At 66.4% G+C, this 25,558-nt stretch carries 24 protein-coding genes; 12 read left to right on the top strand and 12 right to left on the bottom strand.

Annotated elements, in window-relative coordinates:
- Positions 1-182 precede the first annotated feature (182 nt).
- On the top strand, positions 183-689 hold the full coding sequence (locus tag ACO2RV_RS13880) for a hypothetical protein (protein ID WP_423293909.1): 507 nt from the start codon (positions 183-185) through the stop codon (positions 687-689).
- Positions 690-754: 65 nt separating this feature from the next.
- Here ACO2RV_RS13880 and ACO2RV_RS13875 read toward each other — a convergent pair whose 3' ends face one another.
- The 8 genes from ACO2RV_RS13875 to ACO2RV_RS13840 all read right to left on the bottom strand — a co-directional run bounded on the left by ACO2RV_RS13875 (position 755) and on the right by ACO2RV_RS13840 (position 8,765).
- Positions 755-2,167 carry a TRAP transporter large permease gene (locus tag ACO2RV_RS13875; RefSeq protein WP_423293907.1) on the bottom strand — a complete coding sequence of 471 codons (1,413 nt, stop codon included), beginning with the start codon at positions 2,165-2,167 and terminating at the stop codon, positions 755-757.
- Between the two features lie 68 nt (positions 2,168-2,235).
- Positions 2,236-2,775, bottom strand: coding sequence for a TRAP transporter small permease subunit (locus tag ACO2RV_RS13870; RefSeq protein WP_423293905.1), 540 nt, complete (start codon positions 2,773-2,775; stop codon positions 2,236-2,238).
- 278 nt (positions 2,776-3,053) lie between these two features.
- Positions 3,054-3,416: a hypothetical protein gene (locus tag ACO2RV_RS13865; protein ID WP_423293903.1), complete on the bottom strand. Its 363-nt coding sequence runs from the start codon at positions 3,414-3,416 to the stop codon at positions 3,054-3,056.
- 410 nt (positions 3,417-3,826) lie between these two features.
- Positions 3,827-4,663 carry an alpha/beta fold hydrolase gene (locus tag ACO2RV_RS13860; RefSeq protein WP_423293901.1) on the bottom strand — a complete coding sequence of 279 codons (837 nt, stop codon included), beginning with the start codon at positions 4,661-4,663 and terminating at the stop codon, positions 3,827-3,829.
- Positions 4,664-4,766: 103 nt separating this feature from the next.
- On the bottom strand, positions 4,767-4,955 hold the full coding sequence (locus tag ACO2RV_RS13855; RefSeq protein ID WP_423293899.1) for a hypothetical protein: 189 nt from the start codon (positions 4,953-4,955) through the stop codon (positions 4,767-4,769).
- Between the two features lie 161 nt (positions 4,956-5,116).
- A complete protein-coding gene (locus ACO2RV_RS13850; RefSeq protein WP_423293897.1) occupies positions 5,117-6,745 on the bottom strand; it encodes an MFS transporter in 1,629 nt (542 codons plus the stop codon).
- Positions 6,711-7,844: an HlyD family secretion protein gene (locus tag ACO2RV_RS13845; protein WP_423293895.1), complete on the bottom strand. Its 1,134-nt coding sequence runs from the start codon at positions 7,842-7,844 to the stop codon at positions 6,711-6,713. Before ACO2RV_RS13845 ends, ACO2RV_RS13850 begins: the two co-directional genes overlap by 35 nt.
- Positions 7,845-7,877: 33 nt before the next feature.
- Positions 7,878-8,765 carry a helix-turn-helix domain-containing protein gene (locus ACO2RV_RS13840; RefSeq protein ID WP_423293893.1) on the bottom strand — a complete coding sequence of 296 codons (888 nt, stop codon included), beginning with the start codon at positions 8,763-8,765 and terminating at the stop codon, positions 7,878-7,880.
- A 402-nt stretch (positions 8,766-9,167) separates the two neighbouring features.
- On the opposite strand from ACO2RV_RS13840, the gene ACO2RV_RS13835 reads away from it, so the two are divergent.
- The 8 genes from ACO2RV_RS13835 to ACO2RV_RS13800 all read left to right on the top strand — a co-directional run bounded on the left by ACO2RV_RS13835 (position 9,168) and on the right by ACO2RV_RS13800 (position 17,987).
- Positions 9,168-10,325: an efflux RND transporter periplasmic adaptor subunit gene (locus ACO2RV_RS13835; protein ID WP_423293892.1), complete on the top strand. Its 1,158-nt coding sequence runs from the start codon at positions 9,168-9,170 to the stop codon at positions 10,323-10,325.
- 5 nt (positions 10,326-10,330) lie between these two features.
- Entirely contained in the window at positions 10,331-13,429 is a 3,099-nt protein-coding gene (locus tag ACO2RV_RS13830) for an efflux RND transporter permease subunit (protein ID WP_423293890.1), read from the top strand.
- A gap of 258 nt (positions 13,430-13,687) precedes the next feature.
- Positions 13,688-15,085, top strand: coding sequence for a PAS domain-containing sensor histidine kinase (locus tag ACO2RV_RS13825; protein WP_423293888.1), 1,398 nt, complete (start codon positions 13,688-13,690; stop codon positions 15,083-15,085).
- Complete coding sequence (locus ACO2RV_RS13820; protein ID WP_423293885.1) at positions 15,082-15,729, top strand: response regulator transcription factor; 648 nt, start codon at positions 15,082-15,084, stop codon at positions 15,727-15,729. The genes ACO2RV_RS13825 and ACO2RV_RS13820 overlap by 4 nt, the downstream gene beginning before the upstream one ends.
- A gap of 107 nt (positions 15,730-15,836) precedes the next feature.
- Entirely contained in the window at positions 15,837-16,229 is a 393-nt protein-coding gene (locus ACO2RV_RS13815; protein ID WP_423293883.1) for a response regulator transcription factor, read from the top strand.
- Positions 16,230-16,252: 23 nt separating this feature from the next.
- The gene (locus ACO2RV_RS13810) at positions 16,253-16,822 is read left to right on the top strand and encodes a hypothetical protein (RefSeq protein WP_423293881.1); all 570 of its coding nucleotides are present in this window, start codon (positions 16,253-16,255) and stop codon (positions 16,820-16,822) included.
- Positions 16,823-16,952: 130 nt separating this feature from the next.
- Entirely contained in the window at positions 16,953-17,471 is a 519-nt protein-coding gene (locus ACO2RV_RS13805) for a Dps family protein (protein WP_423293880.1), read from the top strand.
- Between the two features lie 111 nt (positions 17,472-17,582).
- On the top strand, positions 17,583-17,987 hold the full coding sequence (locus ACO2RV_RS13800) for a (R)-mandelonitrile lyase (RefSeq protein ID WP_423293878.1): 405 nt from the start codon (positions 17,583-17,585) through the stop codon (positions 17,985-17,987).
- A 30-nt stretch (positions 17,988-18,017) separates the two neighbouring features.
- Here ACO2RV_RS13800 and ACO2RV_RS13795 read toward each other — a convergent pair whose 3' ends face one another.
- The 4 genes from ACO2RV_RS13795 to ppk2 all read right to left on the bottom strand — a co-directional run bounded on the left by ACO2RV_RS13795 (position 18,018) and on the right by ppk2 (position 21,140).
- Positions 18,018-19,250 carry an HlyD family secretion protein gene (locus ACO2RV_RS13795; RefSeq protein ID WP_423293876.1) on the bottom strand — a complete coding sequence of 411 codons (1,233 nt, stop codon included), beginning with the start codon at positions 19,248-19,250 and terminating at the stop codon, positions 18,018-18,020.
- A complete protein-coding gene (locus tag ACO2RV_RS13790) occupies positions 19,243-19,653 on the bottom strand; it encodes a hypothetical protein (RefSeq protein WP_423293875.1) in 411 nt (136 codons plus the stop codon). Before ACO2RV_RS13790 ends, ACO2RV_RS13795 begins: the two co-directional genes overlap by 8 nt.
- A 99-nt stretch (positions 19,654-19,752) precedes the next feature.
- Positions 19,753-20,253: a hypothetical protein gene (locus ACO2RV_RS13785; RefSeq protein WP_423293874.1), complete on the bottom strand. Its 501-nt coding sequence runs from the start codon at positions 20,251-20,253 to the stop codon at positions 19,753-19,755.
- A 68-nt stretch (positions 20,254-20,321) separates the two neighbouring features.
- Entirely contained in the window at positions 20,322-21,140 is an 819-nt protein-coding gene (gene ppk2, locus ACO2RV_RS13780; protein ID WP_423293873.1) for a polyphosphate kinase 2, read from the bottom strand.
- 424 nt (positions 21,141-21,564) lie between these two features.
- Between ppk2 and ACO2RV_RS13775 the strand changes: the two genes are divergently transcribed.
- Genes ACO2RV_RS13775 through fabI form a run of 3 tightly spaced genes read left to right on the top strand, consistent with a single transcriptional unit; the run spans position 21,565 to position 25,554 of the window.
- Positions 21,565-23,757 carry a DUF3141 domain-containing protein gene (locus tag ACO2RV_RS13775; RefSeq protein WP_423293871.1) on the top strand — a complete coding sequence of 731 codons (2,193 nt, stop codon included), beginning with the start codon at positions 21,565-21,567 and terminating at the stop codon, positions 23,755-23,757.
- A 6-nt stretch (positions 23,758-23,763) separates the two neighbouring features.
- Complete coding sequence (locus ACO2RV_RS13770; RefSeq protein ID WP_423293869.1) at positions 23,764-24,729, top strand: phosphate acetyltransferase; 966 nt, start codon at positions 23,764-23,766, stop codon at positions 24,727-24,729.
- A 39-nt stretch (positions 24,730-24,768) separates the two neighbouring features.
- Positions 24,769-25,554, top strand: coding sequence for an enoyl-ACP reductase FabI (gene fabI, locus ACO2RV_RS13765; protein WP_423293867.1), 786 nt, complete (start codon positions 24,769-24,771; stop codon positions 25,552-25,554).
- The last annotated feature ends 4 nt before the right edge of the window (positions 25,555-25,558 follow it).

The following is a 25,558-nucleotide window of genomic DNA, read 5'->3' as shown; positions in this document are numbered from 1 at the left end:
CCCGGCCCTATAGGCCGGAAGACACAGGCCGGTGAAATCGCTCCGCGAATTCCTCCCGCGCGGCACTGGCCGATACAAAAATGACAGCTATCATGAAAATGTCGCGCATCGGCGTCCATTCCGGTGGCGGCGGCGCTTCGGCGGGGCGAAGCGCATCCATGGCAAACAGGGGAGCGCCTGCCATGACCGATACGACCATCTTCGATCCCACCACCTGGACCGGCTTCCACACTTGGCTAAGTCTGATCGCCATCGCCACCGGCTTCGTGGTGCTGATCGATCTGATCGCCGGCCGCGAGCGCCCGGCATGGACGATGACGTTTCTTGCCACTGCCGTCGCCACCAGTGCGACCGGCTTCGGCTTCCCCTTCACCGGAGTGCTGCCCTCGCACATCGTCGGCATCGTCGCGCTGGTGGTGCTGGCCCTGGCCCTGCCGGCCCGCTACCACTTCCGCCGTGCCGGACACTGGAACTGGATCTACATCGTCGGCGCGGTCATCAGCCTCTGGCTGCTGGTCTTCGTCGCCGTCGCCCAGGCATTCGCCAAGGTTCCCGCGCTGAAGGCGCTGGCGCCGACGCAGTCGGAGCCGCCCTTCGCCATCGCCCAGCTGGTGGTGCTGGCGCTGTTCCTGCTCGCCGGCTTCGTGGCGGTGCGCGGCTCGCGCGGCGCGGTGCGCCCGGCCTTCTGATCCGGCTCAAGAACAAGGGCACCGCACGCCTGCCGGCCCGCGGTGCCCTTGTTCCCTGGCCGGCCTCAGAACTGCGGCGGCCCCATGTTGAGCGGCGGCGGCTCGAATTGCGGGATATCCAGCTGGATGGTGGCGGGATCGACGGTCGACCCGGCGCTGATCCAGTAGGTCACCGCCTCCGGCCACAGGATGACCACCACCACGAGGATGAGCTGCATCAGCAGCCACGGAATCGCGCCCCAGTAGATCTGCGAGGTGCGGATCGACTTCGGGGCGATGCCGCGCAGGTAGAACAGCGCGAAGCCGAAGGGCGGGTGCATGAAGGCGGTCTGCATGTTCACGCAGAGCAGCACGCCGAACCAGATGAGGTTGATGTCGAGCTTGATCGCCACCGGCACGAGCAGCGGCACGATGATGAAGGCGATCTCGAAGAAGTCGAGGAAGAAGGCGATGAAGAAGACGAAGATATTGACGAAGATCAGGAAGCCGACGCGCCCGCCCGGCAGCTGCGCCAGCAGGTGCTCGATCCACAGCGCGCCGTCCATGCCCTGGAACACCAGGCTGAACACGGTGGCGCCGATGAGGATGAACACCACCATGGCGGTGAGCCGCATGGTCGAGGCCATCGCCTGACGCACCAGGTCCCAGGTCAGCCGGCGGTGCATCGCTGCCAGCACGATGGCACCCACCGCCCCCATCGCCCCCGCCTCGGTCGGAGTCGCAAGACCCATGGCCAGCGTGCCGAGCACCAGTGCGATCAGCACGATGGAGGGGATCATGCCCCACAGTACCTGCTTGATCAGCGGCCAGCCGCCCTCGCCGATCGCCTCCGGAGGCAGCGGAGGCATGTGGTGCGGCTTGATGAGCGAGAGCACGAACACATAGGCGAGGAACAGCAGCACCTGCAGGATCGAGGGGCCGATGGCGCCGAGATACATGTCGCCCACCGGCTTGCCGAGCTGCTCGGCGAGCACGATCAGCACCAGCGAGGGCGGGATCAGCTGCGTGATGGTGCCCGAGGCGGCGATGACGCCGGTGGCGAGCTTTTGATCGTAGCCATAGCGCATCATGACCGGGAGCGAGATCACGCCCATGGCGATGACCGAGGCGGCCACCGTGCCGGTGATGGCGCCGAGAATGGCACCGACCACGATGACGGCGTAGGCGAGACCTCCCGGGATCTTGCCGAACAGCTTGCCGGTACCCTCCAGCAGGTCCTCGGCGAGCCCGCAGCGCTCCAATATGGCTCCCATGAAAGTGAAGAACGGGATCGCCAGCAGGAGGTCGTTGGAAATGATGCCGTAGAAGCGGAACGGCAGCGCTTGCAGGAAGCTCGGATGGAAATGGTCGGTCAGGATGCCGAGCGTGCCGAAGAACAGGCCGACCGCAACCAGCGAAAACGCGACCGGAAAGCCGATGATCATGAAACAGATCATTCCGCCGAACATAAGCGGGGGCATCACGCCATAAGAGAACATGCTGGGCTCGCTCGTTCTTCAGGATCGGGAAAGGGGTCGGACCGGGCGACGCGCTTAACGGCGCCGGCTCACTGAAGCGGCTTCTCGTACTCGGTCTCGAGCTCGATCGCGCCCCTGAGTGCGGCAATCCGCTTGATGAGCTCCGACACGCCCTGAATGGTCAACAGACCAAAGCCGAGCGGCAGCAGCAGCTTGGCCGGCCAGAGGATCAAGCCACCGGCATTCTGGGACATCTCGTCCGAGACGAAGGATTGCCAGAAGAACGGAAGGCTCAGCCAGGTCAGGAACAGGCCCGCCGGGATGAGGATCACGATGAAGCCGAGCGTGTCGACCCACAGCCGCCCGCGCGGTGTCAGCGACATGTAGAGCAGATCGACGCGCACATGCTCGTTGAGCTTCAGTGTGTAGGGGGCGCCGAGCAGCACCACCGCACCGAACAGATACCACTGGATCTCCAGGAGACCGTTGGTGCTGTAGCTCAGGAGATAGCGCACCGTCGCGTTGCCGGCGCTGATGAGGCAGGCGAACAGGACGCAGTAATCCGCGATCCGGCCGAACCTCTCGTTCAGCCAATCGATTCCGCGGCTGAAGGCCAGAAGCCCTGCCATTGAACGTTCCCCCTCGGTCTGGCGCCGACTTTTGTCGTAACGGCGTGGAACGGCTGCATTCGCCGTCCCAGACATTTTCAGCAAGATAGACCATCGTCTCAGGCAATTTAACCCATGGCGGCGACCTAACCCGCACAAGCGGACGATCCGTGCAGGGGTGTGGCCAGCCGGCGTCTGTCCCAAAGGCAGGCCGCGGCGGATCAAGGGACCCAAAAACGAAATCGCCGACCCAGCGGCCGGCGATCGGGGAGTATCGACAGATCGATGGAACGCGCCGCTCAGGCGGTTCGGCGCCGCTGCGTGGCCGCGGGCCGCGCCGTGGCGGCCGCGGGGCGCGCCAGTGTCGGCAGCTTCCAGCCCATCAGCTCGCAGGTAACCAGCCGGTCGTGCTGGTCGCGGATCTCCACAGGGCGCAGTCCGCCCGTGCGCCGCATCTCATGCGCGCGGTCGGCGGCCTCGTGCGCGCTGGCGTAGCGGGCGCGCTTCATCGCTCCCATGACGCCGGTCTGGGACGGCTCCGCGAAATACAGAATGTAATAGGAACTGCCCCCCTCACCGGCACCATGGCCGGCCCGCTCCGGCATCTGGTGCAGTTCGTCCCGCCACCTCGGGGTGGCAGGCCGGGTGCCCTGCTGCGTCATTGGCGCGTCTCCCTATCGGTTGAGGTGTTGGAGCGGCGAAACCGGTTCGCCGGACGGCTTCAGAAAACGCCGCTCCGCTCCGCCGGTCAATAAGTTAATTTCCGTAGGATTGTGGAACGAAATCGCTGCATCTACGTTCCCAATGACTTTGTTGACGACAAATCTGCGATCTACTGGATTTTTACTAATAATAAATTGACGCAAGGGCCACAACTTAACCTAGGTCACTCCAGCCGCTTCATCACACCTCTGTACCTTACCATAGGTAGCTTGATACAAAAACCCTGCGCGTGCCGCGTGGACGGCCCGCACCTGGCCAGTTCAACTGTCAGGAGAATCCCTGCACACAAGGAAAGGCCGGCCACCCCGCGCGAGGTGGCCGGCCCTTGTGTCTCGAGCTGCGGAACGGCTCAGCCCTTGATGAAGGCGAGCATCTCCGGGTTGACCACGTCGGCATGGGTCGTGAGCATGCCATGCGGGAAGCCCGGATAGATCTTCGCCGTGACGTTCTTCAGCAGCTTGGCCTGAAGCTCGGAAGCGTTCTTGTAGGGTACAATCTGGTCGTCGTCGCCCTGCAGCACCAGCACCGGCACGGTGATCGCCTTCAGGTCCTCGGTCTGGTCGGTCTCCGAGAACGCCTTGATGCCCTCATAATGCGCCTTGGCGCTGCCGATCATGCCCTGGCGCCACCAATTGTCGATCACGCCCTGCGAGACCTTCGCACCGGGACGGTTGAAGCCATAGAACGGGCCCGCGGCGACGTCGATATAGAATTGGGCGCGGTTGGCGGCGAGCGCGGCGCGAAGGCCGTCGAACACTTCCACCGGCAGGCCGCCGGGATTGCTGTCGGTCTTCAGCATCAGCGGCGGCACGGCGGCAACCAGCACGGCCTTGGCGACGCGGCCCTGCGGCTGGCCGTATTTGGCGACATAGCGGGCAACCTGGCCGCCGCCGGTCGAGTGGCCGATATGCACCGAGTTCTTGAGGTCGAGATGCTCGACCACCGCAGAGACGTCGGCGGCGTAGTGGTCCATGTCATGCCCGTCGCTCACCTGCGCCGAGCGGCCATGGCCGCGGCGGTCGCTGGCGACGACGCGGAAGCCCTTGTCGAGGAAGTAGAGCATCTGCGTGTCCCAATCGTCGGACGACAGCGGCCAGCCGTGATGGAACACGATCGGCTGGGCGTCCTTCGGACCCCAGTCCTTGTAGAAGATCTCAACGCCGTCCTTGGTGGTGACGTAACCCATGGTCTTGTTCCTTTCTGGAGGGAGGCAGTTCGATGAAGCGGCGACGGCCCGCGCAGGCATGTGGGATCAGTTCTGCGTCAGGCCGGTGAAAGCGGGATGGCGGTCACCCGATCCCGAAATGGAGCACGAAGGGCAGCGCGACCAGGCTGGTCGCCAACAGACCCGCATCGAGCGCGACGAAGGCGGCCACCATCCATCGGCGCGGCCGGGGCAGATGAACCGCCAGCGCGCCGCCTACCACCAGCAGCAGAAGCCCGGCGAACAGATTGAGAAGGGCGACAGTGAGGTTCATCGTCGGCTCCGACCTTCGGTCCGTAATCGGCGGTGCACCCGGTTGGGTGCGTCGTGTGCGATCGAGTGGGGCGACATTACCCCGGCACCGGACTTCCTCCATCTGCACAAGCGTTTGCCGGTTTTCACCCTTCGCATGCGGCAGCCATACTCAAGTATAGATCAGGCGGACGAACCTGCGATCGTTCCAGCCGCTCCGCCCCCGCCCGTCGGCCACGACACAGGCGCCAGCGGCCCGGCGGGCACCTTGCCCATCAGCGCCACGAGAACGAGGGCAACCAGCGCCGCCCAGTAGGTGAGCTGGAATCCGTCGATATAGGCAAGCACACTGGCCTGCTGGCTGACCGCCTGATTGAGGGTGAGAGCGCTGCGTGCCGCCAGCGCCTGCGGCGAAGCGCCATCGCTCTCGAACAGGCCGGACAGCAGGCCGAGCGCTTCCTCGGTGCGCGCGCCGCCCGCCGGCACATGCAGGCCCAGCAGATAGGAATGCAGCTGCTCGCGATGGCGCAGGAAGGTCGCCATCAGCGAGGTCGCGGTCTCCGCCCCGCCGAGTCGTAGCACCTGGATGTAGGCGGCCGAGGCGGTGGCGTTCTTCGGGTCGGAATTGGCGAGGATGTAGATGATCACCGCCAGCAGCGTGAAGCCCTGCCCGACCGCCTGCACCAACCCCATCGGCGCGAAGGTCCACGGCGCCCATTCGGCGGTGAGCTGCGTACCCATCTTGCCCGCGACGGCGAAGGCGATGAAGCCGAGCAGCATGGTCATGCGCGCATCGAAATGACGGACCAGCCAGACCGCGAGGATCGTGGTTGCCACCAACGGCACGCCGGTGGTGAGAAAGATGGTGAGGCCGATCTGCTCGGGCCGCAGCGCCGTCACCGTGGTGAGGAAGCCCGGCACCAACTGCGAATTCGACAGGCTGGTCGAGGTATAGCCCAGCACGGCCAAGCAGCCGAGCGCCACATTGCGGGTTGCGATCACCTTATGGCTCGCCCAGGGATTACGCACCGACAATTCGTTGACGAAGAAGGCCAGGATGAGGATCGCGCCGCCGCCGAGCAGCGAGGTGATCAGCCCGGATTCGAACCAGTCCAGGCGGTTGCCCTGGTCGAGCCCGGCATAGATGAGCGCCCAGCCGCTGCCGAGCAGCGCCATGCCGCCCCAGTCGGCCCGCTGGAGCAGGCCGATATCGGGCTTCTGCCTGGGCGTGCCGAGCGTCACCAGCAGCCCCATGACCGGGGCGATGATCATGTCCTGCCAGTAGATCCACTCCCAACCGAAGCGCACGTCATACAGGCCGATCAGCAGCGGTCCGGTATTGAGCGAGAAGGCGAGGCGGAAGGCATAGATCGCCAGTGTCGGCACCCACCAGCGCGGCGGCAGCGTGCGCAGCACGATCATGATGGTGGCGGGGATGAAGACGCCCAGCAGCAGCCCGCGCAGCGCGTGCAGCACCACCAGTACCTCCCACCCGCGCACCAGCGGCAGGGCAAACGAAATCACGGCATAGGCGAGGCTGGGCCAGAAGAGCACCCGGCGCACGCCGAACGTCGCGGCGAGCCACGCCACCGCTGGCGCGATCAGAATCTGCGGCGCGGTGGCGAAGGTGTTGAGCCAGGCGCCCTGATCGAAGGAGAGCCCGTAGGCGCCGCGCAGGTCCGGCAGGCCAATGGTGAACAGCCGCGTGTCGAACCCGACGAGAAAGGAGCCGAGCAGCACCGCCGCGACGGCGAAGACCGGCCGGGTTGCCTGCCCCTCAAAGGGCTGGGCGGGCGGGGACGGTGTCGACATGGATGTGAGCCTCGACCGACATGCCCGCGCGCAGCCTGTCCGTGAGCGGTTGACCGGGGTCGATCTCGATGCGGACGGGAATGCGCTGGACGACCTTGGTGAAATTGCCGGTGGCGTTGTCCGGCGGCAGCAGGGCGAACACCGCGCCGCTGGCGGGCGAGAGCCGGCCGACATGACCACGCAGGGTCTGGCCGGGGAAGGTGTCGACGGTCAATTCGACCGGCTGGCCGGGTTCCACGCGGGTGAGCTGCGTTTCCTTGAAATTGGCAATGACATAGACGTTGGGAACCGGCACCACGGCGATCAGGCTGGTGCCGACATTCACATAGTCGGCCGGCTGCACCTTGCGCGTGCTGGCGACGCCGTCGAACGGCGCGACGACCCTCGTGTAGCCGAGCTTCAGCTCCGCCGTCTTCAGGTTCGCCCGCGCCGCATCGAGATTGGCGCGCAGCGTTCCCTCCTGGCCGATCAGCACGTCGAGCTGGGCCTGCTGCGCCTGGATCGCCGACTCGCTGGCGGCGACGTTCGCCACCGCTTCGGTATAGCTGGCAATGGCCTGCTGCAATTTCTGCTCGGTGCCGGCGATGCCGCCCTGAACCAGAGTCTGCTGGCGGTTGCGCTCCTCCAGTGCCCAGGTCTGCGCGGCGACGGCGGAGTCCCGCTGCGCCCTGGCCTGTTGGAGCAGCGCGCGTTGCAACGCTTCCTGATTGGCGAGGTTGTCGAGCGCCGCCTTGGCGCCGGCGACGGCAGCCTGCGCGCCGTCCACCGCGGCCTGATAGTCCGACGGGTCGATCTCCACCAGCACGTCGCCGGCCTTCACCGGCTGGAAGTCATGCACGAGGACATTCAGCACATTGCCGCTGACGCGGGCACTGAGCGTCGACACATTGGCTTCCACATAGGCGTCGTCGGTCGACTGGACCGCCGCTTCGCTCACCCACGAACCCCAGCGGTCGTTGAATACGACGATGAGGCCGATGACGGCGGCGATCGCGGCCGCCGGAATGACCAGCCGGCGCAGGCTCGCGACCCAACTGGACGACGGCTCGCCGGGGTTCGCCCCGACGAAGGCGATGTGGCCCGCATCCACGGATGACATCTCTCCCCCTCCCCCGGTCCCGACAAGTCGGGATCAGTTCCGCGCGCGGTTGGCGCAGCGCCACTGGTAGGGCGTGTCGCCGACGAAACGGCGGAACACGGTGGTGAAGTGCGCCTGGGTCTGAAAGCCGACGCCGAGCGCGATCTCGACCAGCGAGTCGCGGCTCTCCACCAGCATCTTCTGCGCGCGCTCGATACGCTGGCGCAGCAGATATTCGTGCGGGCGCATGCCGGTGGCGACGCGGAACTGCGCTGCGAAGTGCATGCGGCTCAGCCCCGCCGCCGATGCCATGTCGGCCAGCGTGATCGGTTCGGCGAGATTTTCCTCGACATAGGCGGCGACCCGCTTGAAGCGCCACTTGGGCAGACCCGACTTCGGGCGGCGCGGCTGGCGGGCAGTCTCGACCGCATCGTCGACCGAGGTGAAATCCACCTCTTCCATGCAGTCGCCGGAGGCGCTGGTGCCAAGCAGGCGGGTGACGATGGCGAGCCGGAGCGCATCGGCATAGAGGCCCCCGAACTCCTTATTGCTGCGCTCGGCCGCGTTGAGCGCGCGGCTCAGCCGGCGGATCACCGGATCGCTGGAGCGGGAGAGCCCAGCCTCATCGGCGCCGTTCTCGACCAGCACGCCGGCGAGGCGGCTGAAGTCGGAGGGATCGACCTGCAGCTGAATGGTGTCGGCTGCCTCGGTCACCGCCTCGCCCGCCTCGAATTCGACCCCCGCCGGCAGCGCCTGGCCGGGTGCGGAGACGGCGATCACCACGCCCATATGGCCGAGGCGGACCGACAGCTGGTCGGCCGGCAGCGTCAGGGCAGGGAGGGCACCGAAGGAGCGGGCGGCGTTGGCGCGGGCGGAGAGCATCTCACCGGCGCGGTGATTGACGGCGATGGCTTCGATCGGCGGCGAGACATGAAGCGACATGGTCTGAACCCTTATCCTCGAAGTTGCGTTGACCGCTGGACGCTGCCGCATCGGGATCGCGAAGGCTTCGAGGGACGGGTCTCACCCACATCTCCAGAAGTAGTCGCGACATTTCCTCCGACCGGCGTCTCCAGTGTTGCTGGCGATGTCCGAAGATTAGCGACCCCTGTCATTCGCTCCATTCTACGAGGGTTTCGGCGGCTATATGATGAGTTTGCAGAGCCCATACCTTCGTATAGGCGACGGGCCGAAGGCCGACGGGAGCGAGCGCAGACGGCATATCCGCAAGGCAGCGGCGATCCCGAAATATCCCCGGTTCATAAGTCGCCACGATTGACGCCCACGATGAGTTTCGGTGGCCTTGCGCCACGAAAACAGGCGCCCGAGCAGGGGCATGCCACCATGCAGCATCCCAAGACACAGCAACATCCGAAGACGCGACACCTCGGCGTCCTCATCCTGATTCTCGCCGGTCTCGGCGGCGCCGGCTATGGCATCTGGCGCGCAGCCGATGCCGAGCCCGTCACGCCGGCGCTCAAAGCCGCGGTGCCGGTCGATCTGGCGCAGGCACGCCGGAAGGACGTGCCGATCTACCTCATCGATATCGGCACGGTGGAGCCCTTCAACACCGTCACGGTGCGCTCGCGCGTGGATGGCGAGTTGCAGCAGGTGCTGTTCAGGGAAGGGCAGGACATCCGGCAGGGCCAGCTGATCGCGGTCATCGACCCGCGCACCTTCCAGGCGGCGCTCGAGCAGGCCAAGGCCAAGCTGCAACAGGACGAGGCGGCGCTGGCCAACGCCCAGCTGAACTATCAGCGCGACGCCAAGCTCGGCAAGGACGCCTTCGCCAGCCAGCAGACGATCGACAACGAGCAGAGCGCTGTCGTGCAGTTGCAGGCGCAGATCGCGCAGGACAAGGCGATGATCGACACCGCCCAGACCCAGCTTTCCTACACGCAGATCACGGCGCCCATCGACGGGAGGGCGGGCTTGCGCCTCGTCGACCAGGGCAACATCGTCCACGCCACCGACACCAACGGCCTCGTGGTGCTGAACCAGATCCACCCGATAACGGTGATCTCTACCCTGCCACAGCGCGAGGTCGCCGCGGTGCGCGACGCACTCGCCGCCGGCCCAGTGGAGGCACAGGCGGTCTCGCGCGACGACACCACGGTGCTCGACATCGGCACAGTCGAGCTGATCGACAACCAGATCGACCCGCAAAGCGGCACGCTGCGGGTGAAGTCGGTGTTCCCGAACAAGGGCGACAAGCTCTGGCCCGGCCAGTTCGTCGATCTCAGGCTGCGCGTCGCCACCCTGCCCCATGTCGTGACCGTCCCGTCCGACGCCGTGCAGCGCGGCCCGAACGGTCCGTTCGTCTACACCGTCAATGGCCATGACACGGTCGCGGCGACCCCGGTGGAGATCGGCCAGATCGCCGAGGGCATCGCCGTGATCCAGAGCGGCCTCACTGAGGGACAGACGGTGGTCACGCGCGGCCAGTATCGCCTCGCGCCCGGCACGCGGGTGACGCCGGACAGCGCGTCGGCCGGAGGCTGAACGCCATGTCTCTCTCCTCATGGTTCATCCGCCACCCCATCGGCACCTCGTTGCTGATGGCGGGCCTTTTGGTGCTCGGCGCGGCGTGCTTCCCCCGGCTCCCCGTCGCGCCGCTGCCGGATGTCGACTTCCCGACGCTGCAGGTCACCACCCAGTTGCCCGGCGCCAGCCCGGAGATCATCGCCTCCTCGGTCACGCAGCCGCTGGAGCGCCAGTTCGGCGAGATTCCGGGGTTGGCGCAGATGACGTCCGTCTCCACCCTCGGCAATTCCGCGATCACCCTGCAATTCAACCTCGACGTCGACATCAACGGTGCCGCGCAGGACGTGCAGACCGCGATCAACGCCGCCGGCGGCCAGTTGCCGACGAACCTGCCGGCGCCGCCGACCTATCGCAAGGTGAACCCGGCGGATCCGCCGATCCTGGTGCTCGCCCTGACCTCGGAGACGCTGCCGATCACTGAGGTCGACGATTACGCCGAGAACATACTCGAACAGCATGTCAGCCAGATCGACGGCGTCGGCCAGGTCAGCGTGTTCGGCCAGCAGAAGCCCTCGGTGCGCATCCAGGTCGACCCCGCCAAGGTCGCCAATCTCGGCCTGTCGCTGGAGGACATCCGCCAGGCCATCGTCACCACCACGGTGAACGACCCCAAGGGCACGGTGCAGGGCAAGAGCCGCACCTTCACCCTGTATGACAACGACCAGCTGACCTCCGCCGCTCCGTGGCGCGACGCCATCCTCGCCTTTCGCAACGGCGCGCCGGTGCGGGTGCGCGACATCGGCACCGCGATCGACGCCGCCGAGAACGACCAGCTCGCCGCCTGGGCCAACGGCAAGCCAGCGATCCTGATGCCGGTGTTCAAGCTGCCGGGCGCCAACGTCATCGAGACGGTGAGCCAGATCAAGACGCAACTGCCGGTGCTGCTCGCCGCCGCGCCGGCCGGCCTCCATCTCGAGATCGTCAGCGACCGCACCGGCACCATCCGCGCCTCGGTGGACGATGTGGAGAAGACGCTCATCATCACCATCGTGCTGGTGGTAGCGGTGATCTTCGTCTTCCTGCGCAACCTGTGGGCGACGGTCATCCCAGCCATCGCCGTGCCGCTGGCCATCGTCGGGACCTTTGCCGCGATGTATGCGCTGGGCTACAGCCTGGACAATCTCTCGCTCATGGGATTGTCCATCGCCGTCGGCTTCGTCGTCGACGACGCCATCGTCATGCTGGAAAACATCGAGCGGCATCTGGAGATGGGCAAGACCCCGCTGCAGGCCGCACTCGACGGCTCGGCGGAGATCGGCTTCACCATCCTGTCGATCAGCCTCTCGCTGGTGGCGGTGTTCATCCCGCTCCTGCTGATGGGCGGTCTGGTCGGGCGGCTATTCCGCGAATTCGCCGTCACGGTGACGATCACCATCGCCGTCTCGGCCTTCGTCTCGCTGACGCTGACCCCGACCATGTGCGCGCTGTTCCTCAAGCCGAAGCGCGAGGACACCCGGCATGGCCGGCTCTACCGCCTGTCCGAGCAGGCCTTCGATGCCATGCTCGCCGGCTACCGCCGCACGCTCGACCTCGCGCTCGATCATTCGCGGCTGACGCTCGCCGTCTTCGTCGCGGCGGTGGCCGCGACCGGCGTGCTGTTCTACGAGATCCCGAAGGGCTTCTTCCCGCAGCAGGATACCGGCCTCATCATCGGCATTTCCGAAGCGGCGCAGGATGTCTCCTTCGCCAGCATGGTGAAGCGCCAGCTTGCCCTCGCCGAGATCGTCGCTGCCGATCCGGACGTGCTCACCGTCGGCATGGGTGTCGGCGCCGGTGCCGGACAGACGGTGAGCAATGGCAAGATGTTCATCACGCTGAAGCCGCGCGACGAGCGCGAGGCCTCGGCCTTCCAGATCATCGACCGGCTGGAGAAGCGGCTCGCCAAGGTCGAGGGCGCCGCGCTGTTTCTTCAGGCGGCGCAGGACCTCAATGTCGGCGGCCGCATCGCGCGCACCCAGTTCCAATACACGCTGCAGGACGGCAATATCGACGAGCTGAACCAGTGGGCGCCGAAGCTGCTGGAAAAGCTGAAGACGCTGCCCGAGCTCACCGGCCTCGCCTCCGACCAGCAGAACGGGGGCGCCACCCTCACCCTGACCATCGACCGCGACCAGGCCGAGCGCCTCGGTATCAGCCCCACCGATATCGACAACACGCTCTACGACGCCTTCGGCCAGCGGCAGGTGACGCAGTATTTCACCCAGCTCAACAGCTACCACGTCATTCTGGAGCTGCTGCCGCAATTGCAGAACTCGCCGCATGCGCTCGACGAAATCTACCTGAAGTCGCCGACTACCGGCGAACAGGTGCCGCTCAGCGTGCTCGCCAAGTGGACGACGCTGCCCACCAGCTTCCTCTCCATCAATCACCAGTCGCAATTTCCCTCGGTGACGCTGTCCTTCAACCTCGCCCCCAACGTCGCGCTCGGCGACGCGGTCGCGGCAATCCATCGCGCGGAAGCCGAGATTGGCAAGCCGGCCACCCTGGTCGGCAATTTCCAGGGCAATGCGCAGGCCTTCCAGCAGTCGCTGGCGAGCGAGCCCTATCTCGTGGCCGCAGCGCTGCTGGTGATCTACGTGATCCTCGGCGTGCTCTATGAGAGCTATGTCCATCCGATCACGATCCTGTCGACGCTGCCGTCGGCGGGGCTCGGCGCGCTGATCATGCTGTGGATGTTCGGCTTCGATTTCTCGATCATCGCCCTGGTGGGTGTGATCCTGCTGATCGGCATCGTGAAGAAGAACGGCATCATGATCGTCGACTTCGCCATCGAGCGCGAGCGCCTCGAGGGTATGTCGCCGCACGATGCCATCCGCGAGGCGTGCCTGTTGCGCTTCCGCCCGATCCTGATGACGACCTTCGCCGCCCTGCTCGCGGGGGTGCCGCTGATGCTCGGCCACGGCACCGGCTCGGAATTGCGCCAGCCGCTCGGCTACTCCATCGTCGGCGGCTTGATCGTCAGCCAGTTGCTCACGCTCTACACGACGCCGGTCATCTATCTCTATCTCGACAGGCTGGCGGGTCGGCGCAAGGAGACCGCGAGGGCCGTCCGTGCGAGCTGAACGCCGCCGGGCCGCGCCGCCCGCTCGGACGCCCTCCCGCTTCGACTTATGGCGGTGGCCGGCATGCGATTCGGATAGAGTGGTGCGCGGATGAAAGACGGCATGGGGCTGCGTGGCCAGCTTCCGGGGCACGCGACAAAAGCATAGGCCCGGCGAAAGACCGGCCAACGGCAGACAGGGGCACGACAAGACCACATGGACAGGTTACGGGCCGCGACCCTGAACAATGCCGGGAATGCGTCGCGAAAGAGCTGGCAGATGGCTCTCATCGCCACGGTGCTGGCGGCAGCGATCTTCGCCGTGGACACCTTCTCGCCGCTCGATATGGCGATCGCCGTGCTCTACGTCGTCGTGGTGCTGCTCTCGGCGAACTATTTCGGCCGCACCGGGCTGCTGGCCATTGCCGGCCTGTGCATCGTGCTGGCGCTGTTCAGCTTCTTCATCATGCACAGCGACGATTTCGACCTCAGCGCGGTGATGCGTTGCCTGGTCAGCCTCGCCGCTATCGTCGTCACCACCCTGCTCTCGCTCAAGAACCGCGAGGCGACTCTCTCGCTCAAGGACCAGGCCGATCTGCTGGACCTGACGCATGACGCGATCTTCGTGCGCGACGACACCGACACCATCCGCTACTGGAGCAAGGGCGCCGAGGAACTTTACGGCTGGACCCGCGCCGAGGCGACCGGCCAGAAGACCGCCGCCCTGCTTCGCACGGTGTTCCCGGCGCCGGTCGCCGATATACGCGCCGAACTGTTCAACACCGGGCGCTGGGAGGGCGAACTGGTCCACCGGCGCAAATGCGGCGATGAGGTCGCGGTGATGAGCCGCTGGTCGCTGCAGCGCGACGAGCGTGGCCGCCCCTCGGCGACGATGGAGACCAACAGCGACATCACCGAGCGCCGGCGGGCCGAGGACGCGCTGCACAAGGCGCAGTCCGAGCTTGCCCATGTGACGCGCGTCACCACCATGGGCGAACTGACCGCCTCCATCGCCCACGAGATCAACCAGCCTCTGGCCGCCGTGGTGACCAATGGCGAAGCCTGCCTGCGCTGGATGGGGCGTGCTGTCCCCGACATCGACGAGGCCAGGGCCAGCGTCGAACGTATGATCGCCAACGGGCGCCGTGCCAGCGAAGTCGTCGCGCGGCTGCGCTCGCTCGCGCGCCGCAGCGATCCCCAGCACCTGCCGGTCGACCTCAACGAGGTGGTCGACGACGTGCTGCTGCTGCTTGAGCGCGAACTCGCGAGCCATCGCGTGGGGCTGGAGCTCGCGCTCGACCGCAGCATGCCCGCCATCTCGGGCGACCGCGTCCAGCTCCAGCAGGTGGCGCTCAACCTCGCCCTCAACGCCATACAGGCCATGGAAGGCGTGCCGCCGGCGCGCCGGCGCCTGTCCTTCTCGACCCGCCGCGACGCGGACGATGACGCCGCAGTGCTGCTCGAGATCCGCGACCGCGGACCGGGCATCGACCCGGCCAACCTGCCTTTGCTTTTCAATGCCTTCTACAGCACCAAGAAGGATGGCATGGGCATGGGTCTTTCCATTTCCCGCTCGATCATCGAAGCACATGGCGGTCGCATCGTGCCGACACTCAGTGAAGGCGGCGGCATGCTGTTCAGCGTGAAGCTCCCCGTCCCGAAGGAAGCCCAGTCGTGACCAACCCTCCGCAGACCAACGCCGCCGCCGAGCCTCTCGTCATCGTGGTCGACGACGACGCCTCGCTGCGCGATGCGCTCTCCAGCCTGTTCCGCTCGGTCGGGCTCCAGGTACAGCTGTTTGCCTCGGCCGCCGAGTTGCTGGCGGCCAGGCTGCCCGAAGCCCCGCGCTGCCTCGTGCTCGACATCCGGCTGCCGGGCGTCAGCGGCCTCGACTTCCAAGGCCAACTTGCGCGTTCCGATATCGACATGCCCATCATCTTCATGACCGGCCATGGCGACATACCCATGACCGTGCGGGCGATGAAGGCCGGCGCCGTCGACTTCCTCACCAAGCCGTTCCGCGATCAGGACATGCTCGACGCCGTGGCAACCGCCATCCAGATCGACCGCGAGCGGCGGAACTCGCTGAAGGCCGTCTCAGACGTGCAAGGCCTCTACGAGACCCTGACCGCTCGTGAGAAGCAGGTGATGACCCTCGTTACCTCCGGACTGATGAACAAGCAGGTCGCCGCCGAGGTCGGCCTCAGCGAGATCACGGTGAAGATCCACCGCGGCCACGTGATGCGGAAAATGGGCGTGCGCACGCTCGCCGACCTCGTGCGCATGGCCGAAACGCTGGGCCTGCACAATGCTAAGAGATAGCGCACCAAACCTGCGTATAATTCGAATCCGGAATTGAGCGAGGGTATATTGAACCCAACACGGCGGCTCAGCGCCCTACAGGAAACTCAGTTTCGAGGAATTTCGACGTGTCTTCTCCTCCGATGATTTCAATCATCGATGACGACGAGTCCGTACGCGTCGCCACCGAAAGTCTGGTTCGGTCGCTTGGCCTTACCGCACGCACCTTCGCGTCGGCCGAAGCCTTTCTGGACTCGGCGCTGGTGGGCAACACGGCCTGCGTGATTACTGACGTGCAGATGCCCGGCATGAGCGGGGTCGAGCTGCAGAGCGTGCTGCGTTCCAAGGGGGACACCACGCCGCTCATCTTTATCACCGCCTTCCCGGAAGAGCGCATCCGTCGTCAGGTGGACGCCGCCGGCGCCATCGGCTTCCTTGCCAAGCCCTTCGACGGCTCGGCCATGATCGCCTGCATCGACCGCGCGCTCGGCGCTGCGGGCGCCGCTCCGGTGGGCCCCTGAGCGCCGACCGGACGGGAGGGGCAATGTCCCCGCATGCCTCCATCGATGCCCATGCCAAACCGGGCCGCGGCCCGGCCAAGGTGCTGCTCGCCGGCCTCGGCCTGATCTTCCGCCTCGCCTGCGCGCTCGTCATCATCCTCGACGAGCTGGTGCGGCCGCTCTATCGCCCGCTCATCGACCGGCTTGCCGCGCTGGCGCCCATGCGCGCGCTGGAGCGCTGGATCGGAGCCCGCACGCCGCTCGTGGTGCTGACGCTGCTCATCATCCCCTATGCCATTGTCGAACCGCTGAAATTCGTCGGGTTGCTGTGGATCGCCGACGGTCATGTGCGCACCGGCGGCACGGTCTTCGTGCTCGCCCATCTCGTCAGCTTCATTCTGATTGAGCGCATCTTCACCGCCGGGAAGCCGCAGCTGATGACCATCGGCTGGATGCGCTGGGTCATCGAGACGGCGAGCGCGGTGCGCGATGCCGTGGTCGCTCGGCTACGGCTGCACATCTTCAAGCGCCGCCTGCTCGCCCTCCTTCGCCATCTCCGCTTCAGGTTGCGCCGCATGCGACCTACGCGGAACTCCGATCAAACTCAGGTATGAGGCCGCTACACGAGCGCACAATTCGTATGGTCACGGGACCGGCCTAAAACGGTAGCGTTCTGCCGCTGGGGCGCGGAACCGGACGGGCTCGCACGGCCTTCCGTCATCGATCAAACCAAGGAGCGCGACAATGGACACCACCGCAGCCAAGGCCCGCCGGGCCGCTCCCCTGCAGACGCCGACCGATCTCGGCTCGGACGCCACGCGCGACATTTCCGCCGCCCTCACCGGCCTGCTCGCCGACGTCTTCGCCCTCTATCTCAAGACCAAGAATTTCCACTGGCACATGTCCGGCCCGCATTTCCGCGACTATCATCTGCTGCTGGACGACCAGGGCGACCAGATCTTCGCCATGACCGACCCGATCGCCGAGCGCGCCCGCAAGATCGGCGGCCAGACGCTGCGTTCCATCGGCCAGGTTCACCGCACCCAGCGCATCCCGGACAATGATGCCGACTTCGTGACACCCGAGGACATGCTCGCCGAGCTCGCCGAGGACAACAAGCAGCTGACCGCGCTGATGCGTCAGGTCCACGCCGTTGCCGAGGAATATAACGACGTCGCCACCACAAGCGTACTGGAAGTCTGGATCGACGAGACCGAACGCCGTACCTGGTTCCTGTGGGAAGCGACGCGCGGCGCCAACTGACCGGCCGCATTGCGCGCAGGGCCGTCCCGGCGGATTGACGCCGGGCGGCTCCGTGGCGTCTTGTCTCCAGCCCGGGAACGCCGACGCGCTTCCACCGGCAGGAGAGAGACGATGGACATCATTCGGTTTGGCGTGCAGCCGCCGACGCAAGGGCCGGCGGAGTATTTCACCGGCTCGGTCCAGATCGAATCGCGCTTCCAGCATGGCGAGCCGGCCCGAGTCGGGGGAGCGATCGTTTCCTTCGAGCCGGGAGCCCGCACCGCCTGGCACACGCATCCGCTTGGGCAGACCCTGGTCATCGTCGCCGGCGAGGGCTGGGTGCAGCGCGAAGGCGGGCCAGTGGAGGATGTCGGCGTCGGCGACATCGTCTGGTTTCCGCCGGGCGAGAAGCACTGGCACGGCGCCACCGCCAGCGCGCCCATGACCCACATCGCCATCGCCGAGGCGCATGACGGGCGCAGCGTCGACTGGCTGGAGCCCGTCTCGGACGCGGACTACAAGGCCGCCGCGCGCTGACCGGCGCGCCACCAGCCTTTCCTCGCAGGCTCAATGCCCGCCGAACACCAGGGTCTGGATCGGCAGGATCAGCGCCTGCAGGCGCAGCAGCAGCGCATGGACCAGCGCCACGGTGTCGACCATGTGCAGGTAGAACGCGGTGACGATGCCAAGCCCTCCCGCCGCCAGCCGGTCATGGTTAGAGGAATAGGCGTTGGCGATGCAGCTGGAGCCGGGCGGCACGCCGTCCAGCCCGCCCTCGTAGAGCGGCTCCAGCGTCACCGTCAGTGTGCCCGGCTGCTGCACCTGCTGGGCGTCGAGCAGCTGTTCGGTGGCGCGGACCTGCCCGGCAGCGATGAACTGCTGCACCTCCGTCACCACCATCGGGATGATGGCGAAGGGCTTCGAGATGCAGGTCGCCTCCGCCACCATGCCCACCTTCATCACCTGCGCCTCTATCTGCCCGAACCCCGCGACCAGCCGCTCTCGGCCGGCACCGTCGGGAATGAGCAGGCCGGCCGAGCGGATCATCGGATTGACGAGGTCGCCCACGCGCACGGCAAACTGCTCCACGCGCCCATCGACCCCGGCACGGATCACGGTTTTCGACAGCGCGGTCTCGGCCTCGGCAAGGGCGGCCTCGGCGCTCGCCTTCTGTGCGGGCAGCAATTGCTCCAGCCGGGCCACGGCACCGTCCCTGGCGGCATTCGCCGCCACCAGCGCGCCCTCGCGCCCGTCGACGACGTTCTGCAGCCGCTCGATCTCGCGCCGCGTCACCACATCGGCGTTGCGGGCCAGCAGTTCCTGCTTGGTGGCGAGTTCGTCGCGCGCCTGCTGCAGCGATTCCGCCGCCTGCACGATCTGGCCCTCCGCCACCGCGAGATCGGTGCGCGCGACCAGCATCGCCGCGTCGGTCTCGACGATGCGCCGCCGCGCCGTCTCGACCGCCGCCCGCTGGCTCGAATCGTCGAGCCGCAGGATCGGCTGGCCCTTGGCGACGTGGTCGCTCACCCCGACATGTATCTCCGCCACCCGGCCGATCGTCTCCGGCAGGATCGAGACGGTGCGGAAATAGGCGGTGACGTTGGTCGTCGCGGGGTGGTTGTAGAAGATGATGGTGATCAGCGAGACGGTCAGCATTAGGCAGGTGGTGATGCCCCATCGCAGCTCGTACCATACCGAATAGAGCGTGATCTCGTGGCCGAAGCGCTTTCCCTGGCCGTAGCGCCGGTAGAGATAGTCCGGCAGCACCGTCAGCATCGAGCACAGCATGAGCTCAAGCATGTCCGTGCTCCGTCTTGCCGGCCGGCGCATCGGTCGAGGGGTCAGGCTCTGCTGGCGACGGCAAGCCCGCCAGCTTCTCGGACGAGCGCGCGATCCGGTTCAGCGGCGTCATGAAGTCTGGCAGGTCGATGAAGGCGAGCAGCAGCGCCACCACCCAGAACAGCTGGATATGGGTGAACAGCGCCAGCAGGCACAGCACCGCGACGATCTCGAACTGGAGCTTCTGGCCCTCATGCGCCATGCGCTCGGGCAGTGAGTGGATCGTCAGGAACAGCACACCCGCCAGCAGCACCGAGCCGACCAGCGTCACCACCCCGACGACCATCAGCACGTCGGTGTCGCCGGGCGCGGTGATGAAGAAAGGCAGATGTTCCGTAGCCAGGGGATGCATGGCCGGCGACATGGTCGTGCTCTCGCGTCAGAAGGCCACGCGCGAGCGTGGCCGGATCGTGCTGTTATTCCTCGTGCGCCGCCTCGGCGCAACGCCCGGATAGGCCGGCTGCTACCGGCCTCCCCAAGTGAGGAACAGGCCGACATCGCCCGGCATGCCCTTCGGCCAGTCAACGATCATCGCCGCCAGCCCGAAGCCGGACGGCTTGAGCCGGTCGCGCCACAGCTCGTAAGCTTGGCGCGGACGGCCGGTGAGCGTGTCGGGCCAGCCTTCCAGCGTGTTGTTGATGGCGCGGCCGTGATCGGTGCACAGCGTGTTGGGGAAACGCATCACCATCAGCTCGGTGTCGCCGCGCTCGGCGGCGGCCCGCAGCTTGACGAGAAGGCTCTGGGCGATCTCCTCGAGCTTCTGCGGCGTCAGCTCGATCGGCTTGGCAAGGGTCTTGGCCAGTTCCTCCTTCGCCCGCTCCGCGCGGTCGACCGCCTCGGCCATCTCGTTGGCGTGGGCCGTGGCGACCTTGTCCATGTAACCGCGCAGATCCGCCGCTGACATGAAGCTCTCGTCGCCTAGCAGGCGCTTGTCGGCGCCCTGGATCTTCTCAGTCTCGCTCATCGTCTTGCTCCATGCCGACTGGGCAGAGTTTCTCGAACAAAGGCGCGGGAGGGCAGAGGCCGCTCCGCTCAGAACACAGCGGGGACATGGTGCCGGATATCCTCCGGCTCCACATAGCCGCCAGCCTTCTGGCGCTTGGGCAACTTTATCTTTTCGCGCTTGGGCGCCTCGTAGGGCACCTTCGACAGGATATGCGTGATGATGTTGAGCCGGGCGCGCCTTTTGTCGTTGGAGTCGACGACATACCAGGGCGCCCAGGGCGTGTCCGACGCGGCGAAGATGTCGTCGCGGGCGCGCGAATAGTCATACCAGCGGCTGTAGGACTTCAGGTCCATCGGCGACAGCTTCCAGACCTTGCGCGGGTCGTTGATGCGGGACTCGATGCGCTTGGTCTGCTCCTCCTGACTGACCTCCAGCCAGTATTTCAGCAGGATGATACCGGATTCGATCATCGCCTTCTCGATCCCGGCAATGGTCTCGAGGAACTTGGTCGCCTGTTCCTCGGTGCAGAACCCCATGACGCGCTCGACGCCGGCGCGGTTGTACCAGCTGCGGTCGAAGATCACGATCTCGCCGGCCGCCGGCAGATGCGGCACGTAGCGCTGCGCATACATCTGCGACTTCTCGCGCTCGGTGGGCGGCGGCAGCGCGACGACGCGGAACACCCGCGGGCTCACCCGCTCGGTCAGTGCCTTGATCGCGCCGCCCTTGCCCGCCGTGTCACGGCCTTCAAACACGACGCAGACCTTGGCGCCGGTGTGCTTCGTCCATTCCTGCAGGCTCACCAGCTCGCCATGCAGGCGCTTCAGTTCTTCCTCATAGAGCTTGCGCGAAAGCGGCTCGCCCTCGGGAGCCGATGTCTTGTTGTGCTTTTTCTTGTCGCCCATGCGTCACCTCCCGGCGGCCCTTTGCCGGGCCGTCACTGAATACGTCCGTAGCCTGAAGAGGAGTGCGACCCCGTCGCACAAAGACCCGCCTCCGACCGCCCGCACGGTCGCGACACTACTGAAGAACGAACCCGCCCTGCGGATATGGCTTCCCGCATGTCGGGCGACGGCACATGCAACACTGCGTTCATATGGCACCATGGCCCGAACGGCGCCCTTGATCTGGCTCAACGAACGAGGTTCCCTGGAACCGATCCAGACAACTCTGCGGCAACTGACCCGGCATCGCAAGGGCTGTCGCGAGACTGGGACGCGAAGACCTCGACGTGCCGATCGTCCCGCGCGTTGATCATCGTCAAGGCGGCGACGAACGTCATGGGAAAGACTTCGGACAGCAGCTATCGTGACACAACCAGCTGGGAGCATGGCCGTGAGCGAAAGCGCCACCGACTTCGTATCTGCCGCCAATTCCTATCTGGTCGACGCCAGCCAGCGCTGGATTCTCTATCTTGAGGCCATGCGCCAGCGCGGCCTCCAGTACGAGGAGCACATGGCGCAGACGGCGCCCAACGTGCTCGACTATCAGCCGGAACTCATCGTCGACGGGCGCACATTGCCCCGGCCCGTGAACTATCTGTTGGTGCGCATCGTGCCACCCGAAGGGGTCGCGGTCGACGAGACAATGCGCCCCTTCGTCATCGTCGATCCGCGCGCTGGCCACGGGCCCGGCATCGGCGGGTTCAAGGCCGACAGCGAGATCGGCGTGGCACTCCATGCCGGGCATCCCTGCTATTTCATCGGCTTCCTTCCCGATCCTGTCGCCGGCCAGACCATCGAGGATATCGGCCGCGCCGAGGCGACCTTCCTGGAAGCCGTCGCGGCCCGCCATCCGCATGCCGAGGGCAAGCCCTGCGTGGTCGGCAACTGCCAGGCCGGTTGGGCGGTGATGATGCTTGCGGCGGTGCGCCCGGAACTGTTCGGCCCGATCATCATCGCCGGCTCGCCGCTTTCCTACTGGGCCGGCGTAACGGGACAGAATCCCATGCGCTATTCCGGCGGCCTGCTCGGGGGCTCGTGGCTCACCGCACTGACCAGCGATCTCGGCGCCGGCATCTTCGACGGCGCCTGGCTGGTGCAGAACTTCGAGAACCAGAACCCGGCCAACACGCTGTGGAGCAAGCAGTACAACCTCTATTCCAAGGTCGACACCGAAGTGGAGCGCTATCTCGGCTTCGAGAAATGGTGGGGCGGCCACGTCCTGCTCAATGGCGAGGAAATCCAGTTCATCGTCGACGAGCTGTTCGTCGGCAACCACCTCGCCTGCGGCGACATCCGCACCTCCGACGGCAAGGAGATCGACCTGCGCAGCATCCGCTCGCCGATCGTGGTGTTCTGCTCGCATGGCGACAACATCACCCCGCCGCAGCAGGCGCTCGACTGGATCCTCGACCTCTATGACAGTGTCGACGAGATCCGCTCCTACGGCCAGACCATCGTCTACACGGTGCACGACAAGATCGGCCATCTCGGCATCTTCGTCTCGGCGAGCGTCGCGCGGAAGGAGCACCAGGAATTCGCCTCCAACATCGATTTCATCGATGTGCTGCCGCCCGGCCTCTATGAGGCGGTGTTCGAGCCCAAGCCCGGCACCGACCCGAATCTGCCATCGGGCGAGTGGTTCATGCGCTGCGAGGCCCGTGACCTCGACGACATCCGCGCGCTCGGCGGCAACACGCTGGAGGACGAGCGCCGCTTCGCCGCGGCGGCGCGGGTATCGGAGATCAACCTCTCGCTCTATCGCGCGCTGGTGCAGCCCTGGGTAAAGGCGCTGGTCAACCCGGCCATGGCCGAGGCCGCCCGCAAGCTGCACCCGTTGCGGCTGAGCTATGAGATGTTCGGCGCGCAGAACCCGGCCCTCGCCTGGCTCGACGATGCCGCCCGCAAGGTCCGCGAGGATCGCCACCCGGTCGCGCCGGACAATCCGTTCCTCAAGGCGCAGGAGCAGGCCTCGCGCCAGATCGTCGAGGGGCTGGAAGGCTGGCGCAAGGCGGTCGAGCACCAGTCGGAGACGCTGTTCCGCGCCATCTACGGCTCCCCCCTGCTACAGGCGGCGGTCGGCGTCGATACCACCTCGCAGCAATGGCCGCGCCGCGCGGCCAAGAGCCAGCTGCATGACGAACTCCTGGCCAAGCGGATTGCAGAGCTGCGCGAGGGCTTCACCAGCGGCGGCCTGCTGGAGGCCGGCGTGCGGGCGCTGGTCTATGTCGGCCTGGCGCGCGGCGGCGCCGACGAGCGCGGCTTCGAGGCAATCCGGCGGCTGCGCCGGGATGGCGAGCGAAGCTCGCAGCTCACCCTGGAAGGCTTCAAGGCGCTGGTGCGGGAGCAGTTCTTCATGCTGCTCATCGACAGCAGAGCGGCGTTGCAGGCGATCCCCGCTCTGCTTCCGGACGATGTCGAGCAGCGGAAGTCCGTCCTCACCTTGCTTGAGGAGATATTGAGCGCCCGCGGCCCGCTCGCCGGGGAAGCGGCCGAGCGGATGGAAGAGGTCCGGCGTCTGTTCGCGCCTTCCGCCCCCTCACGTCCCCGACTTTCCGTGGCCGCGCGCAAGGAGAACTGAGACCTGATGGCCGATATCCCCCCGCTTCCGCCGGACGCAGCGCCCTCCAAATATGATCGCCTGATCGCCAAGGCCCACACCAGCGGTCCCGCCACTACCATCGTCGCGCATCCCTGCGACGAGACCTCGCTGCGCGGCGCGCTGGAAGCGGGCGAAGCCGGGCTGATCGTGCCGATCCTGGTGGGGCCGGACGCCAAGATACGTGCGGTCGCGGGCCAGTACGGGCTGAACCTCGATGGCATCGAGATCATCGACGCTCCGCACAGCCATGCGGCGGCGGCGAAGGCCGTGGAACTGGTGCGCGAGGGACGCGGCGAGCTACTCATGAAGGGCAGCCTGCACACCGACGAATTGATGAAGGAGGTGGCCGCCTCCGCCACCGGGCTGCGCACCGCCCGGCGCATCAGCCATGTCTTCGTCATGGACGTGCCCGGCCATGCCGAGACGCTGTTCATCACCGATGCAGCGATCAACATCTTCCCCGACCTCGACGCTAAGCGCGACATCATCCAGAACGCCATCGACCTGTGGACTGGCGTCGGCCTCGGCACGCCGAAGGTCGCCATCCTCTCGGCGGTGGAGACGGTGACCACCAAGATACCCTCCACTATCGAGGCGGCGGCCCTGTGCAAGATGGCCGAGCGCGGCCAGATCACCGGCGGCCTCGTCGAGGGGCCACTGGCTTTCGACAACGCCATCGATCCCGAAGCGGCGCGCATCAAGGGCATCGTCTCTCCGGTCGCGGGCCATGCGCAGATCCTCGTCGTGCCCGATCTTGAGGCCGGCAACATGCTGGCGAAGAACCTGACCTTCCTCGCCCATGCCGATGCCGCCGGCATCGTGCTCGGCGCGCGCGTGCCGATCATCCTGACCTCGCGCGCGGATTCGGTGCGCACCCGCCTCGCCTCCTGCGCCGTCGCCACGCTCTATGCCGCCGCCCGCCGCAACGCCGCCACCGTGGCAGCCGAATAGCGCCGTTCCCTCCGCCTGCACACCGAACGGAGCCGCCAGATGCCCATTCCCGCCGCGAAGGCCAAGCTGCTCGAGGGCAAGAAGGGCCTGATCGTCGGCATCGCCAACGACAAGTCCATCGCCTGGGGTTGCGCTCGCGCCTTCCGCGCCTTCGGCGCCGAGATCGCCGTGACCTATCTCAACGAGAGGGCGCGCCCGCATGTCGAGCCGCTGGCGCGCGAGCTCGAGGCGCCGATCCTGATGCCGCTCGACATGAGCGTGCCCGGCGAGTTGGAAGCCGTGTTCGCGCGCATCGGCGAGGAATGGGGCAAGCTCGACTTCGTGGTCCACTCCATCGCCTTCTCCCCGCGCGACACGCTGGCCGGCCGCGTCACCGACGCCCCGCTCGACGGCTTCCTGAAGACGATGGAAATCTCCTGCTGGTCCTTCATCCGCATGGCGCACCTCGCCGAACCGTTGATGAAGGACGGCGGCACGCTGTTCACCATGACCTATTACGGCTCGGAGCGGGTGGTGGAGAACTACAACATCATGGGCGTCGCCAAGGCGGCGCTGGAGAGCGCGGTGCGCTACATGGCGGCCGAGCTTGGCCCCAAGGGCATCCGCGTGCATGCCATCTCGCCCGGCCCGCTGGCGACGCGCGCGGCCTCCGGCATTCCCGAATTCGACGCGCTCTTGGAGAAGGCGAAGACCAAGGCGCCCGCGCGCGAACTGGTGTCGATCGACGATGTCGGCGTCGCCACCGCCTTCCTCGCCCATGACGCCGCCCGGCTGATGACGGGACAGGTGCTCTATATCGACGGCGGCTACCACATCATCGACTGAGGAT

Source organism: Ancylobacter sp. VNQ12, assembly GCF_049445835.1.
Classification (GTDB): domain Bacteria; phylum Pseudomonadota; class Alphaproteobacteria; order Rhizobiales; family Xanthobacteraceae; genus Ancylobacter.
The sequence above is the reverse complement of the archived record's forward strand: the minus strand, read 5'-3'. Positions and strand labels throughout refer to the sequence as shown.

What these genes read in the sequence shown, in the direction of transcription:
- ACO2RV_RS13830 (WP_423293890.1), top strand. Translation starts at nt 10,331, where the DNA reads ATGTCTCTCTCCTCATGGTTCATCCGCCACCCCATCGGCACCTCGTTG.
- ACO2RV_RS13845 (WP_423293895.1), bottom strand. Translation starts at nt 7,844, where the DNA reads ATGTCATCCGTGGATGCGGGCCACATCGCCTTCGTCGGGGCGAACCCC.
- ACO2RV_RS13855 (WP_423293899.1), bottom strand. Translation starts at nt 4,955, where the DNA reads ATGAACCTCACTGTCGCCCTTCTCAATCTGTTCGCCGGGCTTCTGCTG.
- ACO2RV_RS13770 (WP_423293869.1), top strand. Translation starts at nt 23,764, where the DNA reads ATGGCCGATATCCCCCCGCTTCCGCCGGACGCAGCGCCCTCCAAATAT.
- ACO2RV_RS13790 (WP_423293875.1), bottom strand. Translation starts at nt 19,653, where the DNA reads ATGTCGCCGGCCATGCATCCCCTGGCTACGGAACATCTGCCTTTCTTC.
- ACO2RV_RS13875 (WP_423293907.1), bottom strand. Translation starts at nt 2,167, where the DNA reads ATGTTCTCTTATGGCGTGATGCCCCCGCTTATGTTCGGCGGAATGATC.
- ACO2RV_RS13850 (WP_423293897.1), bottom strand. Translation starts at nt 6,745, where the DNA reads ATGTCGACACCGTCCCCGCCCGCCCAGCCCTTTGAGGGGCAGGCAACC.
- ACO2RV_RS13865 (WP_423293903.1), bottom strand. Translation starts at nt 3,416, where the DNA reads ATGACGCAGCAGGGCACCCGGCCTGCCACCCCGAGGTGGCGGGACGAA.
- fabI (WP_423293867.1), top strand. Translation starts at nt 24,769, where the DNA reads ATGCCCATTCCCGCCGCGAAGGCCAAGCTGCTCGAGGGCAAGAAGGGC.
- ACO2RV_RS13775 (WP_423293871.1), top strand. Translation starts at nt 21,565, where the DNA reads ATGGCCGTGAGCGAAAGCGCCACCGACTTCGTATCTGCCGCCAATTCC.
- ACO2RV_RS13870 (WP_423293905.1), bottom strand. Translation starts at nt 2,775, where the DNA reads ATGGCAGGGCTTCTGGCCTTCAGCCGCGGAATCGATTGGCTGAACGAG.
- ACO2RV_RS13840 (WP_423293893.1), bottom strand. Translation starts at nt 8,765, where the DNA reads ATGTCGCTTCATGTCTCGCCGCCGATCGAAGCCATCGCCGTCAATCAC.
- ACO2RV_RS13795 (WP_423293876.1), bottom strand. Translation starts at nt 19,250, where the DNA reads ATGCTTGAGCTCATGCTGTGCTCGATGCTGACGGTGCTGCCGGACTAT.
- ACO2RV_RS13835 (WP_423293892.1), top strand. Translation starts at nt 9,168, where the DNA reads ATGCAGCATCCCAAGACACAGCAACATCCGAAGACGCGACACCTCGGC.
- ACO2RV_RS13800 (WP_423293878.1), top strand. Translation starts at nt 17,583, where the DNA reads ATGGACATCATTCGGTTTGGCGTGCAGCCGCCGACGCAAGGGCCGGCG.
- ACO2RV_RS13880 (WP_423293909.1), top strand. Translation starts at nt 183, where the DNA reads ATGACCGATACGACCATCTTCGATCCCACCACCTGGACCGGCTTCCAC.
- ACO2RV_RS13860 (WP_423293901.1), bottom strand. Translation starts at nt 4,663, where the DNA reads ATGGGTTACGTCACCACCAAGGACGGCGTTGAGATCTTCTACAAGGAC.
- ppk2 (WP_423293873.1), bottom strand. Translation starts at nt 21,140, where the DNA reads ATGGGCGACAAGAAAAAGCACAACAAGACATCGGCTCCCGAGGGCGAG.
- ACO2RV_RS13785 (WP_423293874.1), bottom strand. Translation starts at nt 20,253, where the DNA reads ATGAGCGAGACTGAGAAGATCCAGGGCGCCGACAAGCGCCTGCTAGGC.
- ACO2RV_RS13805 (WP_423293880.1), top strand. Translation starts at nt 16,953, where the DNA reads ATGGACACCACCGCAGCCAAGGCCCGCCGGGCCGCTCCCCTGCAGACG.
- ACO2RV_RS13825 (WP_423293888.1), top strand. Translation starts at nt 13,688, where the DNA reads ATGGCTCTCATCGCCACGGTGCTGGCGGCAGCGATCTTCGCCGTGGAC.
- ACO2RV_RS13810 (WP_423293881.1), top strand. Translation starts at nt 16,253, where the DNA reads ATGTCCCCGCATGCCTCCATCGATGCCCATGCCAAACCGGGCCGCGGC.